General features: G+C 37.0%; 16 protein-coding genes. 10 read left to right on the top strand and 6 right to left on the bottom strand.

Translation table 11 applies throughout. The features are described from left to right. The first annotated feature begins 15 nt into the window (after positions 1-15). The 5 genes from folK (at position 16) to fmt (ending at position 6,159) form a co-directional block, all read left to right on the top strand. A complete protein-coding gene (gene folK / locus ACQWU4_RS19060) occupies positions 16-432 on the top strand; it encodes a 2-amino-4-hydroxy-6-hydroxymethyldihydropteridine diphosphokinase (protein ID WP_429937328.1) in 417 nt (138 codons plus the stop codon). A 20-nt stretch (positions 433-452) separates the two neighbouring features. Continuing rightward, positions 453-1,562 (top strand): OmpA family protein, encoded by a 1,110-nt coding sequence (locus tag ACQWU4_RS19055; RefSeq protein ID WP_429937327.1) that lies wholly within the window; start codon positions 453-455, stop codon positions 1,560-1,562. Positions 1,563-1,626: 64 nt separating this feature from the next. After that, complete coding sequence (locus ACQWU4_RS19050) at positions 1,627-3,063, top strand: OmpA family protein (protein WP_429937326.1); 1,437 nt, start codon at positions 1,627-1,629, stop codon at positions 3,061-3,063. A 77-nt stretch (positions 3,064-3,140) separates the two neighbouring features. After that, positions 3,141-5,048 (top strand): RecQ family ATP-dependent DNA helicase, encoded by a 1,908-nt coding sequence (locus tag ACQWU4_RS19045; protein WP_429937325.1) that lies wholly within the window; start codon positions 3,141-3,143, stop codon positions 5,046-5,048. A gap of 160 nt (positions 5,049-5,208) precedes the next feature. Beyond that, positions 5,209-6,159 carry a methionyl-tRNA formyltransferase gene (gene fmt, locus ACQWU4_RS19040; RefSeq protein WP_429937324.1) on the top strand — a complete coding sequence of 317 codons (951 nt, stop codon included), beginning with the start codon at positions 5,209-5,211 and terminating at the stop codon, positions 6,157-6,159. 133 nt (positions 6,160-6,292) lie between these two features. Here fmt and ACQWU4_RS19035 read toward each other — a convergent pair whose 3' ends face one another. The 3 genes from ACQWU4_RS19035 to ACQWU4_RS19025 form a co-directional block, all read right to left on the bottom strand. Beyond that, positions 6,293-6,874 (bottom strand): Crp/Fnr family transcriptional regulator, encoded by a 582-nt coding sequence (locus tag ACQWU4_RS19035; protein WP_429937323.1) that lies wholly within the window; start codon positions 6,872-6,874, stop codon positions 6,293-6,295. Between the two features lie 127 nt (positions 6,875-7,001). Then, positions 7,002-8,123 (bottom strand): 3,4-dihydroxy-2-butanone-4-phosphate synthase, encoded by a 1,122-nt coding sequence (gene ribB, locus ACQWU4_RS19030; protein WP_429937322.1) that lies wholly within the window; start codon positions 8,121-8,123, stop codon positions 7,002-7,004. 66 nt (positions 8,124-8,189) lie between these two features. After that, on the bottom strand, positions 8,190-9,194 hold the full coding sequence (locus ACQWU4_RS19025) for an LLM class flavin-dependent oxidoreductase (protein WP_429937321.1): 1,005 nt from the start codon (positions 9,192-9,194) through the stop codon (positions 8,190-8,192). A gap of 238 nt (positions 9,195-9,432) precedes the next feature. Between ACQWU4_RS19025 and ACQWU4_RS19020 the strand changes: the two genes are divergently transcribed. Then, a complete protein-coding gene (locus ACQWU4_RS19020) occupies positions 9,433-9,873 on the top strand; it encodes a hypothetical protein (RefSeq protein ID WP_429937320.1) in 441 nt (146 codons plus the stop codon). A 34-nt stretch (positions 9,874-9,907) separates the two neighbouring features. On the opposite strand, the gene ACQWU4_RS19015 is transcribed toward ACQWU4_RS19020, so the two are convergent. Beyond that, on the bottom strand, positions 9,908-12,040 hold the full coding sequence (locus tag ACQWU4_RS19015) for a helix-turn-helix domain-containing protein (protein ID WP_429937319.1): 2,133 nt from the start codon (positions 12,038-12,040) through the stop codon (positions 9,908-9,910). Between the two features lie 83 nt (positions 12,041-12,123). Here ACQWU4_RS19015 and ACQWU4_RS19010 point away from each other — a divergent pair, with 83 nt between their 5' ends. Beyond that, positions 12,124-12,573, top strand: coding sequence for a hypothetical protein (locus ACQWU4_RS19010; RefSeq protein WP_429937318.1), 450 nt, complete (start codon positions 12,124-12,126; stop codon positions 12,571-12,573). A gap of 293 nt (positions 12,574-12,866) precedes the next feature. Here the strand turns inward: ACQWU4_RS19010 and ACQWU4_RS19005 are convergent, their stop codons facing one another. Beyond that, a complete protein-coding gene (locus tag ACQWU4_RS19005) occupies positions 12,867-13,394 on the bottom strand; it encodes a gamma carbonic anhydrase family protein (RefSeq protein ID WP_429937317.1) in 528 nt (175 codons plus the stop codon). 162 nt (positions 13,395-13,556) lie between these two features. On the opposite strand from ACQWU4_RS19005, the gene ACQWU4_RS19000 reads away from it, so the two are divergent. The 3 genes from ACQWU4_RS19000 to hemH are packed head-to-tail and all read left to right on the top strand — an operon-like array spanning position 13,557 to position 16,023. Then, positions 13,557-14,435 (top strand): NifU family protein, encoded by an 879-nt coding sequence (locus ACQWU4_RS19000; RefSeq protein ID WP_429937316.1) that lies wholly within the window; start codon positions 13,557-13,559, stop codon positions 14,433-14,435. A 10-nt stretch (positions 14,436-14,445) separates the two neighbouring features. After that, a complete protein-coding gene (locus tag ACQWU4_RS18995) occupies positions 14,446-14,973 on the top strand; it encodes an NADPH-dependent FMN reductase (RefSeq protein WP_429937315.1) in 528 nt (175 codons plus the stop codon). A 15-nt stretch (positions 14,974-14,988) separates the two neighbouring features. Continuing rightward, entirely contained in the window at positions 14,989-16,023 is a 1,035-nt protein-coding gene (hemH, locus tag ACQWU4_RS18990; RefSeq protein ID WP_429937314.1) for a ferrochelatase, read from the top strand. 71 nt (positions 16,024-16,094) lie between these two features. On the opposite strand, the gene ACQWU4_RS18985 is transcribed toward hemH, so the two are convergent. Continuing rightward, positions 16,095-18,059 carry a M4 family metallopeptidase gene (locus ACQWU4_RS18985; RefSeq protein WP_429937313.1) on the bottom strand — a complete coding sequence of 655 codons (1,965 nt, stop codon included), beginning with the start codon at positions 18,057-18,059 and terminating at the stop codon, positions 16,095-16,097. Positions 18,060-18,061 lie beyond the last annotated feature (2 nt).

Below are 18,061 nucleotides of genomic sequence, written 5' to 3'. Positions count from 1 at the left end.
AATCAATTTTCTAATATGTCGCAGCATAAGGTAGTTTTGTTACTAGGAAGTAACCTTGGAGATCAAAAAAAAAATTTGCAACTGGCTCTAAAGAAAATCAGTGATGGCGGTAATCACATTTCACAAACAAGCGAATTTTTGATAACGGAACCCGTAGAATTTGTCAGTTCCAATATTTTTTGTAATATTGCATCAGAAATATTCACTCATTTGTCACCTATCAAACTGCTAGAATTTATTAAAAATATAGAAGTGGAGATGGGTAGAACCGAGGATTCAATTGCATCGGGCGGCTATAGTGACAGAATAATAGATATTGATATCATTAAATATAATGATTTGAAATTCAAATCAAAAAAATTAGAAATTCCTCATCAAAAGCATTTATTCGAAAGGGAATTTTCTAAAATATTATTGAAAGATTTTATCTAAATAAAACATAAAAAACATATATGAAATTAGGTTTATTATTATTGGCCACACTACCTATCGCGGCTTATGCCCAGGATAGTACTACAGTAAACTCGTCTAGTGAGTACCCTAATACCTTCTCTTCAGGTTCTGCTAATGTACAGCGTTTCGACAACAAAGCCAGACGTTTTAATGACTGGTCTATTTCCGTTGGAGGAGGTGCTGCATTCATGGTACACTCTGACCTTAGATCTATTTATGACAAAAAGGTTAACTGGGGCTACAATGCTTATGTAAGTATTGACAAGCAGATCACTCATACTTTTGGATTAAGCCTTATCTATCAGAGAGGAGAAACTAAGCAGAAAGCAATGTTAGATGGCGCGGCAGGTATTGCAGCAGGTGTAGGAACAGCAACTACAAAGTTTAACCAGCTTGCTTTAATGGGAGATATTAACTTCTCTAATCTATTGAGAAGAGTTGATAATCATTCACCTTACAGATGGGCATTACACGGTTATGCAGGTATCGGTATCCAAAATTACAATACTTCCTTGCATGATGCAAACGAGTTCAGATGGAGCGACAGCCCGAAAAGAGTTCCTTTATTTATCGATCAAAAATTTGATTTTAATTCAATCTACTATCAGTTCGGTACTGGATTGAAATATAAGGTATCAAAGCTTATTGATATTGAAGCAAGAGCTATGTATATTATAAGTGGGGATGATGAATTCGATGGAGGCGGATGGGCTGATCCAAATAACTATGATCCTGCAACTCCAGGTTCAAAGTATAACATGATCAGTGATTCCAGATCTGATAATGCATTGTCAGTTACTTTAGGGGTTTCTTTCAAATTAGGAAACAAACTATCTCACTTGGCATGGCATGATCCGCTTCAGGAAGCATACTACAGAACAAGCGTTTTAGAAAATGCAGCTACAGATCTTGTGGTATGTGAAAAAGGTGACGCAGATAATGACGGCGTATGTGACGATTGGGACAGACAGCTTGATACTCCTGCTGGTGCAAGAGTAGATGGTGCAGGTGTAGCTTTAGATATGGATCTTGACGGAGTGATAGATTTATACGATAAGTGTGTAACAGTTCCCGGACCTGTTGAAAACAACGGTTGTCCTACAAAATAAGAAACAGGAATAAAAACTGTTTTATAAAATTTAAATCATTTAATTAACTAAATAAAAATACACTATGAAATTAAGTTTAGCAATTGTAGCATTAGCAATGGCAATTCCAGCCGCGAGCTATGCGCAAGACTCAACAGCAGTTTCAAATGGAGAATATCCAAACACGTTTTCTTCTGGTTCTGCCAATGTTTCTCCGTTTACCAATCAATCAAAAAGATTTAATGACTGGTCTATTTCAGCCGGTGCTGGTGTACCATTGGTACAATCAGGGGATTTAACATCTATCAAGAATGGTAACGGTAAAAACTTATTCGGATACTCTGCTTATTTAAGTATTGATAAAGCGATCACTCATGCGTTCGGTTTAAAATTACAATATGACAGAGGTGAAACAAGACAAGGATGGTTCAATACTAAAGATGCTGCACCAGATGCAACAGCTGTAGGTGCAAGAACTCAATATGATGCGATCTCATTATTGGGAGACATCAACTTCTCTAACTTATTGAGAAGAGTTGACAACCACTCACCTTTCAGATGGGCACTTCACGGTTATGCCGGTATTGGTACTATCGCTTACAGAGCTTATCAAAAAGACATTAACGGACAAAGACTTGCTACAGAAGTTAAGCCTTTCAAACTAGGTTCAATGTTTATGCAAGCTGGTACAGGTTTAAAATACAAAATCAATAACAGACTTGATATTGAAGGTAGAGTAATGTATGTGGTAACCGGTGATGATGAGTTCGATGGTGGAGGTGACAAATACAGCGCAATCAACAAGCGTGAGGAGCAGGTATCTGATAACTTCTTCAATGCAACTTTAGGTCTTACTTTAAAATTAGGAAAACACGAATCTCACCTAATGTGGCATGATCCACTTCAGGAGATCTATTACAAACTTGATGTTTTGGCTAACAAAAACCAGGATATTGAAGTATGTAAAAAAGGAGATGCTGATAACGACGGAGTTTGTGACGATTGGGACAGACAGCTTGATACTCCTGCTGGTGCAAGAGTGGATGGTGCTGGTGTTGCTCTTGATACTGACCTTGACGGTGTAATCGATCTTTACGATAAGTGTGTAACAGTTCCTGGACCTGTTGAAAACAATGGCTGTCCTACAACTACTGCAGGACCTGTAGTAGAAACAGAAACTAAGCTTGAAGGAATTGAGTTTGATTTAAATTCTGACAGAATTTTACCTTCAAACACTCCAATCTTAAATAATGCTGTTTCTTATATCAACTCTTCAAACGGAGCATATAACGTAATCGGAGCTACAGATACAAGAGCTTCTGATGCTTATAACCAAAAATTATCTGAAAGAAGAGCAAATAGCGTTAAAAACTATTTGATCAAAAACGGAGTAGAATCTTCTAAATTAAACGCAATCGGTAGAGGTGAAAAAGACCTTAAATACCCTGAGTGTGAACCTGCTACTAAATGTCCTGAATGGAAAAACAGAGCAAACAGAAGAGTATATTTCGAAGCTAAATAATAAACTTTTTAGTAAATATATCAAAGCCGTGCAATGCACGGCTTTTTTTGTTGTAATACTTTTATTACATTTACCCTATGATTTCTCAGCAGGATTTCCAAAAATTAAAATATGATACCCTGAAATATTTTTGGGGTTATGATACTTTCAGAGATTCTCAGGAAGAGATTATAGATGCTGTTATTAAGGAAAATGACAGTCTCGTTCTTTTGCCGACAGGTGCAGGAAAATCTCTCTGCTATCAGCTTCCCTCTTTATTAAAGGAAGGAACCTGCCTTGTAGTTTCACCTTTGCTTGCGCTGATGAAAGATCAGGTGAGCCAGCTAAAGCATCGCGGCATTGAAGCAGAATATCTGTCTTCCGAACTAGATGAATATGATGCAGAAGCTATCTATGACCGTTGTAAAGACGGCCTTACCAAATTACTGTATGTTTCTCCTGAAAGATTAACCAATACACAATTTCTTCAGAACATTGAAGAAATCCAGCTGTCATTCATTGCTGTTGATGAAGCTCACTGTATTTCAGAATGGGGGCAGGATTTCCGTCCGAGCTATCAGAATATCAAAGAATTCAGACAAAATCATCCCAAAGTTCCCTGCCTTGCCTTAACCGCCACCGCAACTCCCAAAGTACTTGAAGAAATCAGAAATAAACTGGAACTAAAAAAACCGTTTGTTTTTCAGAAAAGTTTTAGAAGAGAAAATATCCGGATTTTTTTGGATGAAGTCTCCGATAAATTTCAACGTGTTTTTGATATTTTAAAGCATAGTAATGATTCCGGAATTGTCTATGTAAGAACCCGGAAGGATGCAGAAATGCTGGCAGAATTTCTAAAAAAAAACCAGGTAAAAAACGTAGATTATTTTCATGCAGGTTTAACTACAAAAGAAAAGAATACAAGACAATCCATCTGGAATAAAAGTGATAATCACGTTTTGATCTCGACCAATGCCTTCGGTATGGGAATAGACAAGGACAATGTCCGCTTTGTAATCCATTTTTCTCCTGCACCATCATTGGAAAATTATTACCAGGAAATCGGAAGAGCTGGAAGAGACGGTAAAGACAGTTTTGCATTCCTTCTTTGGAACAAACAGGAATTGCTCAATTTTGATGAAATCTTAAAAAACCAGACTCCTAACAAAGCTGAATTTTTAAAGATCATTACCTACCTCTACTCTATTTTCCAAGTTGCAGAGCATGAATTACCTGAGAAAGTTTTCCAGCTGAATATTCAGGGAATCCAAAATTTCACCCGGCTGTCGAAAGCAAAGATCAGTAATGTTCTTAATTTTCTGCATAACCAGGAAATCATCTATCATAACGACAACAAAAGCCTGTCTTCACTGGAACTTCTCTTCAATGCTGAGGAAATAGACCAGCTGCCACAAAAAGATGCTTATTTCATAGAACTTCTGCTTCGTACGGTATCAGGAATTACGACTCATAAAGTAATGTTCAGTGAACAGCAGGTGAGCAGTAAAATCGGAGTAAGTGTCCCTTTAATCAAAGAGCGGCTTAAAGAACTTCAGCAGAAGGATTATCTGGAATATGTAGATGGTGCTCTTTCAAGCATCAAATTTTTGAAGCCACGTGATGAAAGAGTAATTAATGCAGCCTATTGGAAACTTTTCGAACATATCCAAAAAAATAAGATCCAGAAATGGGAAGAGATGAAGTTTTTTATAGAAAATACAGATTACTGTAAAATGAAGCTCATTCTTGCTTACTTTGGTGAAAAAAACACAAAAAATTGTGGTCAATGCTCAGTTTGTGAAAAGAATAAACAATCCATTTTCGGTAAAAATATTTCCCAGCAAATCATCAATCTGCTGGCTAAAAGACCTTCTACCATCGAGGACCTTTCCGTTCAGCTCAATTATCATTCTAAAAACAATATTTTAGAAAATCTTATCTTCCTTCTGGATTCCGGAAAAGTAAAGATGCTGAATTTCAGAACATATGCATTGAGTGATTCATAATAGGCATCTTTATCAATGATGAATTTGCTTTACACGTTTTTTAGAGTCAAAATTTGAGACTTTTCTAATACAGTTCGCAACGATAATCCAACAACTACCAACCCGCAACAATTAACCTTACAGCGCTTCCCGAAACTCAAAAAACCCTTATCTTTGCACCATGAAATCATTGAAAGTCGTTTTTTTAGGGACTCCGGAATTTGCTAAAACATCTTTGGAGGCTATCCATCAGTCAAATCATGAAGTTGTTGGTGTTATAACTGTAGCAGATAAAGCCAGCGGACGTGGTCAGAAGATCAGCCAGTCGCCGGTAAAAGTTTATGCTTCAGAAAATAATATTCCCGTTTTCCAACCTGAAAAATTGAGAAATCCTGAATTTCTAGAAGAGCTTAGAAAACTGGATGCTGACGTTTTTGTGGTAGTTGCCTTCAGAATGATGCCTAAAGTTCTTTTCGAAATGCCTAAAATGGGAACGTTCAATCTTCATGCATCGTTGCTTCCTGATTACAGAGGTGCAGCTCCAATTAATTATGCGGTAATTAACGGTGAAGAAAAAACAGGAGCCACCACATTCTTTATCAATGAAAAAATAGATGAAGGAAATATTCTTCTTCAGGAAGAACTTGATATTTTACCCGATGAGAACGCCGGAAGTCTGCACGACAGATTAATGGTAATGGGTTCAAAGCTGGTAGTAAAAACACTTGACGGTCTGGCTGAAAATTCCATTACTGAAAGACCTCAGCCTCAGGTAGAGCATCCAAAAAATGCTTATAAAATCTTTAAAGAAGATACCAGAATCGACTGGAAAGCTCCTTCAAAAACAGTACATCGGTTTATCCTTGGAATGTCTCCTTATCCTGCTGCTTTCACGACCTTAAAGATTGGAGCAGAAGAGAAAGGATTAAAGATATTCGCAGGAAAATTTGAGATAACAAATCATGGAAAAACTTCCGGAACTCTGGACATTTCTAAAAATGAATTCAAAATTTATACCCAGGACGGTGTTTATTTTCCACAGGAACTCCAGCTTGAAGGCAAGAAAAGAATGACGGTAAAAGATCTTCTAAACGGATTCAGAAATTTTGATGAGATAGAACTATCAGTTTGAGGGTAAGAGAGTATATGAGTTTTAGAGAAAATGAATTTTGAGACATTAAATTGAAAATTTCAATAGTCTGAAATCTTGATTCTTGGCTCTAAAGATTCACTTGCAAAGCAAATTCATTATTGACTATTAAATCTTAATTCTTACTCACAATTTTCCGGCGGATTCTGCTTATAAACTCAGGAGTGACGCCCAGATAAGCTGCAATCTGGATGTTGGTAAGGCGATGGGCTGTTTGCGGATATTCTTTCAAAAAGTCCTGATAACGTTCATCAGAAGGTTTGCTTAAATTATCAATAATTCTGCGCTGTAAAGCTATAACTGACATCTGAAATTTTAACCTTATCAGTCTTTCAATTTCAGGAATTTCCCGATAGAATCTTTCTTTATCTTCTTTTGAAATAAGAAGAATTTCACTGTCTTCAATGGCCTGAATATTGAGCTGGGACGGAATCTGGTTGATAAAACTGTCAATATCCGAGATCCACCAGTCTTCCACTCCGAAATACAGAATCTGCTCATCTGCATTTTTATCAGTACGGAAAACTTTAAAACATCCGCTCAATACAAAGCCTTCGGCTTCACAGATATCTCCCTCTTTTAAAAGAAAATCCTTTTTCTTTAATTTCTTAATCTTGAAGGCACTGCAATATTTCTCCAGTTTTTCGTCTGAAATTTCAATATACTGTCTGATGTGTTTCTTCAAAGATTCTGTCATGGTTTAAAAATAAAAAAAGGTTTAGTAAAATCCTAAACCTTTTATATTATTATATTGAATTTATTTTTAATTCTCAATTTCCAATAAAAACTGGCAATAAAGTTAATTCAAAATAGATAAGTCTCCCTTACAGCTGAACCAACTCTGTAACCTCTACATCATATCCGCCAACCTGTGGTTTGATATTAGGATTTTGAGTAATTACCTTGAATTTATTGATTCCCAGGTTTTTCAGTATCTGTGTTCCGATACCGTAATCCCTGTAATTGTATGCTAAAGTAGGATGCTGCTCCTGCCCGTCCTGATAATTCAGGAACTGCTGAAGTTTTCTCAGAGTATTTTCAGAATTGGAAACATTGTTGATGAAGATCACAGCGCCTTTTCCTTCTTCATTGATCATATTGGTTACTTTCTCCAACAAAGGTTTCTCCCCGTTGTTAAGTCTTGTCAATACATCAAAATAAGAATCTGAAGACTGAACTCTTACCAACACTGGCTCATCAACCGTCCAGGAACCTTTTGTCAATGCAAAATGGATCTGGTCATTTGATGTTTCTCTGAATGCGAAGAAATCAAATTCACCGTAAGCGGTTTTTACTTTTCTTTCTTCAAGCCTTTCGATCAGGTTTCCTTTTTTAAGCTGATAATGGATCAGATCTTCAATAGAAACGATCTTCATATCATGCTTCTGGGCAAAAGCGTGAAGTTCAGGCAAACGTGACATAGTACCATCATCATTCATGATCTCACAGATTACACCTCCTTCCTTTAAACCTGCTAAATTTGTCAGATCAATGGCTGCTTCAGTATGTCCGGCTCTTTTCAGAACCCCTCCTTTTCTTGCACGAAGCGGGAAAATATGGCCGGGTCTCATGAAATCTGTCGGCTTGGATTTTTCATCCATCAAAGCTAAAATTGTTTTGGCTCTGTCACCCGCAGAAATACCTGTGGAAGTTCCGTTACCAAGAAGGTCAACAGAAACGGTAAAAGCAGTTTCCTTTGGATCGCTGCTTCTGCTTACCATTACCTCAAGGCCAAGCTCGTCGCATCTTTTTTCAGGAAGTGGCATACAGATGAGTCCTCTTCCGTGGAATGCCATAAAATTGATAATTTCCGGTGTTGTCAGCTCCGCAGCACAAAGAAAATCACCTTCGTTTTCTCTGTCCTCATCATCTACTACTATGATTATTTTACCATTTTTAAGGTCTTCGATAGCCTCTGGAATAGTATTCAATTTAATATCAGACATGTTTACTTTTTATTTGTGCAAAGATACTTATAAAAATAAGCATCTGCCAATTAATATGAATGTTTGTTAGGCTTTGGATAAAGAGTTCGCAGCCTCTCTGAAAATCTCATAAGACCTCAGTCTTTTCTGATGATCGTAGATATGCGAGTTGATAATTAATTCATCAACATTGAATTTTTCCTGAAAATCTTTCAGTTTTTCCTCAATTTCTGTCTGATCTCCAATCAATGTATACTTTAGTTTCTGGAGCACCATCGATTTTTCCATTGGTGACCAGATATCATCCATATCGTCTACAGGAGGTGCAAAAGGTTTTCTGTCATTTCTGATGATATTGATGAATGCCTGAAATAGAGTTGTAGAAATTTTATGAGCTTCTTCTGAAGTTTCAGCCGCTACTCCATTAATACATGCCATAATGTAAGGCTTATCCAGTTGTTCCGAAGGCTGAAAATGTTCTCTGTAAATATTAAACGACATTTCCATTTGTTCAGGAGCAAAGTGTCCTGCAAAAGCATATGGAAGCCCCAATTCTGCCGCTAACCAGGCACTATCTGTACTGGATCCCAGAATGTAAAGCGGAATATCCAAACCTTCGCCGGGAATGGCACGAACCAGAGCATCAGAATTATCTTTGGAAAAATATCTCTGTAGTTCCAGAATCTGTCTCGGAAACTGTTGGTTGATTATTGCAGGATTTCTTCCCAAAGCCTGAGCCGTAAGACCATCAGTTCCTGGTGCTCTTCCCAAGCCAAGATCTATTCTGCCGGGAAAAAGAGATTCCAGTGTTCCGAACTGTTCAGCAATGATTAATGAACTGTGGTTGGGAAGCATAATTCCACCGGAGCCGACTCTTATTGTTTTTGTTCCGTTGGCAATAAAGCCAATCAGAACTGAAGTGGCAGAACTGGCAATACTTTCCATATTGTGATGTTCGGCCAGCCAGAATCTTTTATAATTTAAGCTTTCAGTATGGTTTGCTAAAGATAAACTGTCCTGAAAAGTATCGTGAATGCTTTTTCCCTGTTTTACGGGAGCTAGATCCAGCACCGATATTTCAAAATTTTTCATATTTTAAATGTTAGGTTTAAAACCAAACAAATTTAAATCAATAAAATTGCAATAGTTACTTTTTGTAATTGATAGGATGGATTAGCTAGTTCAGGAAAAAACTATTGGAAATTAAATTCTTATTTAAATGATTTTACTTATACAATTTGACAGATCATAAAAATAGTTTAAATCTTACTTGTAAACTTTCCATAAAAAGACGAAGTTTATCAAATAAAAATTCCATCTGAAAACTATCATGAAAAAATTCTGCATTATCCTTATTTCTTTTCTCCTGATCAGCTGTTCATTTAATCAAACCTTTTCAAACAGAGAAGAAGATAAAAAAGAGGCAGAAAAAATCTCTCAAAAATTCTTTTGGGAACTAAAGTATGGAGGCAATCTGGATACAATTTACAATCTGTTCAGTGATAAGTTTTTTGAAGTAACGAACAAAGAAAAGTTACTCCAAATAATCAATGTATCTCAAAATGATATAGGACGGGTTGAAGAATATAATTTAGTAAAATGGGAAACACTTATTATAAAAGGATCTAATTCAAAAAGTGAATATTTATTGATATACGATGTTAAAAGAGGCTCAGGCAAAACGGAAGAAACTTTTTCCATGGAGAAAGATAAAAACGGGGATATTAAGATTGTTGGATACAGGGTTAACCAAGATCTGTTGAATAAATAAAAACAGCCTGTCTCGCTTGAGACAGGCTGTTTTATTATACCGTTTTGTTTTTCTTCTTCTTAAAATTATAATGATTAATCAAAATTCTGATCTCATTAAATTCAAAATCATTCGGAAGAGCATTCTTCCATTCCGTTAAGGATTCATGAGGGTTTTCATAAAATTCTTTTTCAAATGCTTTGATCTTATCCGAAGTAATCACTCTTGAAATATCCAGCAATCCCTGTTCTGCAAATTTGGCTAAATGCCCGATTACGGTTTCTTTTACCAAGCCTCTTTCGAGAGCAATTTCACCAATAGTTTTTCCCTCTTCAAATAACTGGAAGGTCAGAACCTGAGAAGGAACTTTTGCGATCTTTAAATTGATCTCCTTGTTATTTTTTTCATCTAAAAGTTTCGTTTCCAATAGATGAGCTTCTTTCAGGTTATTCAGATATTCTTCCGTATCCTCAAGCCAGTCTCTGAATGCTTCATTATATTGTTTTAACCCTTTTGTTCCTTTAATTTCAGCATAGAATTCTTTCAGCGGATTGAAAACCTTGTCTCTTATTTCGATAAAGAAAAAATTAACTGCCCCTTTAGTTTTGCTTTCAATATCAGACCATTCTTCTTTGTTCTCAATAAAATTGTTAACCTTCTGGGAAATTACTCTTTCCAGTTTTTCAAAGATTTTTCCAAGGCTGACAATTTCATGTTTCAGTTGAAGGTATAGCTGATTTGTCTTTACGTGATCAATATTTTTTGTGGTAATGGAAAGCTTGTTCCAGTCTTCCACTTCCTGCAGAAACCAGAGACAGTTTACCGTACGGAGTACTTTTTTGATGCTGTAATCATATTTTTCCTTATTCAGAATAGCCTCCACATTATCATTGGCAAAAGTATCACCCTGGAACTGCAGAATTCTGTTATCCTTAAAAATAACCTCAGGGGTAATTTTAGATTTTAACACAATCCCTTCCAGAGTACGGCATCTGGACAGCGCTACATAGACCTGACCTGCTGTAAAACTTTTCCCCGCATCAATAATTACTTTGTCAAATGTAAGACCCTGGCTTTTATGAATGGTAACGGCCCACGCCAGCTTTATCGGAAACTGTTCGAAGCTTCCCAAAACTTCTTCTTTGATATTTTTCTCTGTATCAAGGAAATATTTCTTCTGTTCCCAGACTTCTCTTTTAACTGTAATTTCTCTTTCACTGCCATCCAGAACAACTTTGATCTCATTGTCATCCAAAGCAGAAATTTCACCCAGTTTTCCATTGAAATATTTCTTTTCACCGGTAATATCATTTCTTATGAACATCACCTGTGCTCCTACTTTTAATTCCAAAAACTGTTCATTCGGGAACTGGTTTTCTTTGAAATCTCCAAAGAGCTTGGCTTCATAGGTTTTAACTGTCAGGTTAATTTCTTCCAGTTTTTCCTGGTTGATTTCGTCCGCCATCTTATTGTGCGAACACAGATAAACATAAGATTCTGTTCCTGTTTTAAAATCCGGATCGTATCGTTTGTTAAGGTCTTCAAAGTTGATATTGGCTACATCACCGTCACGGATCGCGTTCAGGATTTCCAGGAATTTTTCATCCGATTGTCTGTAAACCTTTGTCAATTCAATCGTCAGAAGCGGAATATCCTTAATGGCAAGACTGTCAAAAAAGAATGGTGACTGGTAACACATTTTTAAAATATGCTCGTCTCTCACCACCGGCGGAAGCTGGTAAAGATCTCCAATGAACAGCATCTGCACTCCACCAAACCGCTGGTTGTTCCTTCTGATAAATCTCAGCGAGAAATCCATCATATCAAGAACGTCTGCTCTGAGCATGGAAACCTCATCAATAATAAGAACTTCCACTTCTCTTAAAAGCTTGAGTTTGTCTTTTCTATATTTGAAATGAGGCATCAGGTCGGCAATATTATTCGCCAAGCTTCCGTCAATACGGTCCGTAGTTGGTAAAAAGGTCCTTAAAGGCAGGCCAAACATGGAATGGATGGTAACTCCTCCTGCATTAATCGCAGCAATTCCTGTAGGAGCAACCACAATATATTTTTTCCTCGTTTTCTTCACAAAATCATTAAGGAAGGTTGTTTTTCCCGTTCCTGCTTTTCCTGTAAGAAAAACGCTTCTGTTTGTATGCTCTATTAAGTCAAAAAAATGATTGTTCATTGTGCTTCAAAATTACGGAAATGAATTTGATTTTCTTACCTTGGCATAACTTTTGAAAATTCTTTAACAGAAAAGAAATTATAATGAAAAAAAGTTTCATATATACTCCACTATTAGCATTATGCACTATTTTTGTAACAGTTTCATGCAATACATCCAAGAACGCCAATACAAATCTGCCTAAAGATATTGCAGAAAGACCTGCAGACGAGGACAGTCAAAAATATGAGCAGGCCCAATTGGATAAATTAAAAGCATCTATCGAATCTGAGGCATCCAGAGAAAAATGCACCAGTGCTTCGGAATGGACATTTGCACCGATGGGAGCCAAAGGCTGCGGAGGACCTCAGCAATATATTGCCTATCCTAAAAAGATAGAAACTACGCTGCTTCCAAGAATTGAGGAATACACACAGAAGGTAAAAGCCTTCAACGAAAAATACAATATTGTCTCTGACTGTATGATGATAATGCCACCAACATCCGTGAAGTGTATTAATGGAAAAGCCCAGCTTATCACAGCAGAGCAGTAAAAAGAGAATCAAAGCAAAGGTTATATATCCTGTTGAGAAATCAACAAAACTTACCCAGGAGTTTATACTAAGGATCAAAAAAAGCTCTATCATATGATGGAGCTTTTGTTATATTTTATTTTGAAGTGAAGTGTGAATTTTTCTCCACAAGTGAATAATCAGTTTTTAGCATGATTTTTCAGGTAGCAAACATCAGATTTCAAACTTATCGAAAGTTTAAATTTAATATCTTTCAATTCCTTTATTTACTCTAAAATCCTCAAACTCCAGAACTCTCAAACCCACACTTACCCTCACACTTTCAGGTTCTCCTTATACCATGAAGAATATTTCACATAATTATCTGCAATCCTGTTTACCTCTCCTTCAAGTAACTGGGCAGAAATATCTTTAATCTTTCTTGCCGGCACACCGCCCCAGACTTCTCCCGATTTGATATGGGTTCCCTGTGTCACTACAGAACCTGCCCCTACGATAGAGTTTTCTTCTACCAGACAGTCATCCATTACGATAGCGCCCATGCCGATCAGTACATTATCTTTAATAGTACAGCCATGAACGATTGCATTATGACCTATGGAAACATTATTTCCGATATTTAAAGGGTGCTTCTGATAGGTGCAGTGCAGCATGGCATTATCCTGAACATTCACTTTATCGCCCATCCTGATGTAATGCACATCTCCTCGGATCACCGCATTGTACCAGATACTGCAGTTTTCCCCCATCGTAACGTCACCTATAATAGTAGCCGTTTCTGCCAAAAATGTACCCTCTCCTATCTGAGGTGTCTTTCCTAAAAGTTCTTTTACAATTGCCATAATATTAATTTGATAATTTGAAAATGAGTTAATTCGAAATAATTTTTACAAAATCAATGCTGGCCTGTAATTTTAAATAACCGTGATAGCAAAAATCTAATTTCCAATCTCTGACTTCTAATTTCTAATTGCGTATTTTTGTATCTCAAATTTAACGAAAAAATGCGTACGATACTTATAGAACCAACTGAAAACACGAAAGTGATGAAATTTGTCGCGGATTATAACCTGATCCCGGGATCTTTAGAGTTGGACAGAAGTTCAGATATTTCAGAAATTCCTTTAGCTCAGGAACTTTTCAACTATCCTTTTGTGGAAAGAATTTTCATTACGGCTAATTTTGTTGCGGTAGCGAAACAAGACACTGTAGAATGGGAGCATGTAGCAGAAAGCCTTAAAAATGTTATTGAGGACGAATTATTGGCCAACCCGAGAATTTATCTTCAAAAAAAGAAGGAATTGTATCAGATTTATGCTGAAATGACTCCTAATCCTAATGCCATGAAGTTTGTTTCCAGCAAGCTGCTTATAGAGGGTTTTGTGGAAGTGAAATCGAGAGATAATTCGGAGGGCGTTCCTTTGGCGAAGGCTATCTTTAATGAATTTGATTTTGCAAAAGAAGTCTTCATTTCTGACAACTTTGTAGCGGTAACAAGGGATGATTCTGTGGAATGGCATCAGGTAATGATGGCTGTACGAGGTTTCATCGCTGAATATCTTCAGAACGGAGGGGAAATTTCCACTCTTGAACCTCAGAAACATGAAAATCCTGTTGAAAAGATCATCAACAGAGAATATACAGATGATGAGCAGAAAATTTCAGATATTTTAAATGAATATGTAGCTCCTGCAGTGGAAAATGACGGTGGAAAAATTTCGCTGATGGAATATGACCAGGAAAGTAAAACAGCAAAAATGTTGTTACAGGGAGCCTGTTCAGGATGTCCAAGCTCTACCGCCACTTTGAAAAACGGAATTGAAAACATTTTAAAACAGTTCGTTCCGGATTTAGTGGAAAAAGTAGAAGCTGTCAACGGATAATCAGCCTGAAATGTCACCCGGAAAGAAGATTTTGGTCATTATCGGAAGTGCCACGAAACATTCCAGCAACCGGAAGTTAATAGAACAGGTTCTGGAAAAACATTCTGACACAGATTTTCATATCTATGATGATCTTTCTGATCTTCCGCATTTTGATACCTCATTAACGGATACGGATACACCGCAGGAAGTTTTGAAGATCAGGGAAGAAATAGAAAGTTCGGATGGCATCTTGTTTTCTACTCCGGAATATATTTTCAGTATCCCGGGCAGATTGAAAAATTTACTGGAATGGTGTGTTTCCACCACTATTTTTTCTGAAAAACCGGTTGCGGTAATTACGGCGTCTGCCAACGGAGAAAAAGGACACGAGGAATTAATCATGATTCTGAAAACACTGGGGGCAAAAACAGAAGATAAGCATCAGCTTTTAATAAAAGGAATAAAGGGTAAATTTAATGATAACGGCTTGGTTGAAAATAATACCTTTGCCCAAGTATCAACATTGATAACAGATTTTGAAGAGGCTGTTTCATAATTAAAATTAAAAATATTGGCTAAAAAAGGAATTTTACTGGTAAATCTTGGTTCTCCAAAATCTACGGCTGTAAATGATGTAAAGGAATATCTTGACGAATTTTTAATGGATGAAAGGGTAATTGATTACCGCTGGATTTTCCGTGCACTTCTGGTCCGCGGAATTATTCTGAATACAAGACCCGCAAAATCTGCAGAAGCCTATAAAACAGTATGGACAGATGAAGGCTCTCCTTTGATTTTCATCACTGAAAAAATTCAGAAAAAACTGCAAAAGCTGGTTGATGTTCCTGTGGAAATCGGGATGAGATATGCTGAACCAAGCATTGAAACAGGAATTCAAAAATTGGTTGACCAGGGAGTTTCTGAGATTGTCCTTTTCCCATTGTATCCTCAATATGCGATGAGTACTACGGAAACGGTGATTGAAAAAGCTGAGGAAGTACGGAAAAAGAAGTTTCCTAAAGTAAAGATCAATTATATACAGCCTTTTTATAACAGGGAAATTTATATTAATTGTCTGGCTGAAAGTATCAAGGAAAAGCTTCCTGAAAATTTTGATGCTCTGCAGTTCTCTTATCACGGTGTTCCGGAAAGGCATATTTATAAAACAGATCCGTCCAAGACCTGCAAAATTGATGATGCCAACTGTATCAACAGCCAGGTAGATACCCATAATGCCTATTGCTACAGACATCAGTGCTATAAAACTACAGAAGCTGTTATTGCTAAAATGGGGCTTCCCAAAGAAAAAACAATTGTCTCTTTCCAGTCAAGATTGGGGAAAGATAAATGGATAGAGCCTTATACGGATGAAACTTTAGAAACAATCCCTAAAAAAGGAGTAAAAAATCTTGCTATTGTTTGCCCTGCCTTTGTTTCCGACTGTCTTGAAACTCTAGAAGAGATTTCGGTAGAAGGGAAAGAACAGTTTCAGCATGGAGGCGGAGAAAACTTTCACTATATCCCATGTCTGAATGATGAAGACCGCTGGATAGATGTGGTAAAAACTCTCTGCGAAGAAAAGCTGAATGATTTTTACTTAGTATAATTTTATCAATACATAAAAAATAAAAGAGTCACAAAATAATTTTGTGACCCTTTTTGAAGATATATTAAAATTTATTTTTTGATAAGATTTCCTGCTTTCTGTCCGTTAACCATTACGATGTATACTCCGGAAAGTATATTAGACGGAAGCTGAACATCTACTTTGTTTGCACCTTCAGTAATTTTGATCTTTTCAGAGATTTCTTTTTTCCCTGTCAGACTTACTAATTCAACGATTCCGTTTCCTTCTTTTCCTTCAAACTCAACAGTAAATCTGTCAGTTGCAGGGTTTGGACTGATTGTGTAAAGTGAAGTACCCGGCGCTGCTATTTTTCCTGCGGCAGAAGTTCCTCCTCCAACACCTACTGCATTCCATGCATTAGTAACCTGAGTTACTTCATTACTTCCGGCTCCGTATAAATCTGCAGCTGCCTGAAGTGAATAAGTTCTTGCATTAGCATACGTAGAAGAAGAAATAAGATAAGTAGTCAATGTTCTGTAAGCAATTGCTGCTGCTTTATCCAATCCGATTCCTGTAACATTATAGGCAAAACCTTTATCATTAGTTCCTGTTCCTCCGGTTACCAATAGATAATACCAGAAGTTCAGAACTCCTGAATTGGTATGAACCCAGCAGCTGTCATTATATCCAGGAAGGTTAGGGTTCCCTTGAGGAGTACAGGTGCTGCTTGCATCTTTCCAGTAAGTTCCTTTGTATGTATCCGGCTGCTGATAAGCATTAGGATTTGCCATATCTCTGATCACATAGCTGAAATCTTCACCCAGCTTCCAGCTTGACTGTGTTGGTCTAGCCCAAAGCTCTATACTGTTTCCGAAAACATCAGAAAAGCCTTCATTCAATGCTCCTGACTCTCTCTGATAAGCAAGATTAGCTGTTTTTGTAGTCAGACCGTGAGTAATTTCGTGTCCGCAAACATCTAAAGCTGTTAATGGTTTACCTCCATTCGTTGAAGCACTTCCATCTCCATAAGTCATTCTGGAACCATCCCAAAAAGCATTAAAATAATTGGTTGAATAGTGTACGTAAGATTTGATAGCAAAATTATTATTGTCAATACTTTTTCTTCCGAATTTTGAATAATAATAATCCAGCGTCATTTCAGCACCCCAATGGGCATCAGTAGCATACTGATCTTTATTCGTATTTACGTTGTTCCAATTATTGTCAGTATCTGTAAAGTCTACAGCAGAAGCATAATTCGTACCTTTTTTCAGATTGTATGTTTCTACAGCTGTTCCTCCATTTCTTCCAGCTTCTCTCAATCTGTAGCTTCCGTTGTATGAATCTGCAACAATAGATCTGTTTCCACTATAAGCTGTTGTAGCAGTTCCCGGAGCATTGGTTTCGTGAATCAATGCATTGGTTCCTAAAACTTCACCGGTTTTGGCATCCACAAAAACATACTGTCTGCTTAATGGTTTTTCCGCATAGATATCAAATTTGTAAGCAAGCTTAAGATCAGCTATCTTTTCATCAGAAGGCTCCGAATAATAAACCAATTCACCTTTTGGAGCAAATGTTGCGTTGGCATTTTTAGATTCGTTTTTAATAAATTCTTCCTCTTCTTTATTTTGCCATTTATAAGAATCTGCTCCTACAAAAGCAAGAGCGCTCTGCAATGCATTACTTTCTGAAATACCAGCTTTCTTTTCTGCAGCTGCAGGCTCTTTAAGAATCCATTTTCCGGTTTCACCTACCACTTTTCCTCCTCTTGTCTGTACAGACATCATTCCGTATTCTACAGGAATACCATTGATTGTCTGCTGGAATCTGTGAGTCTCAAAACCAAGCGCATCTTTTTCTGAGCCTAATCTTAAACCCTGTCCTTGTGAAACCCTTTTAGTAGTTTCATCAAATAAGACAGGCTTTCCCTGAAAATCAGGACCGTTTTTATCGAATCTGATTAGTTCTGCGTGAAGTCCGTTTTTCCCGGAAATTAGTTTTGATGGAGTTTCCTGCCCAAAAACAAAGGCGGAGGCAGCAATGCTTACTGCAAAGATAAATTTCGTTTTCATAA

Origin of the sequence: Chryseobacterium sp. MIQD13, assembly GCF_050496705.1 — a bacterium.
GTDB lineage: Bacteria > Bacteroidota > Bacteroidia > Flavobacteriales > Weeksellaceae > Chryseobacterium.
The sequence above is the reverse complement of the archived record's forward strand: the minus strand, read 5'-3'. Positions and strand labels throughout refer to the sequence as shown.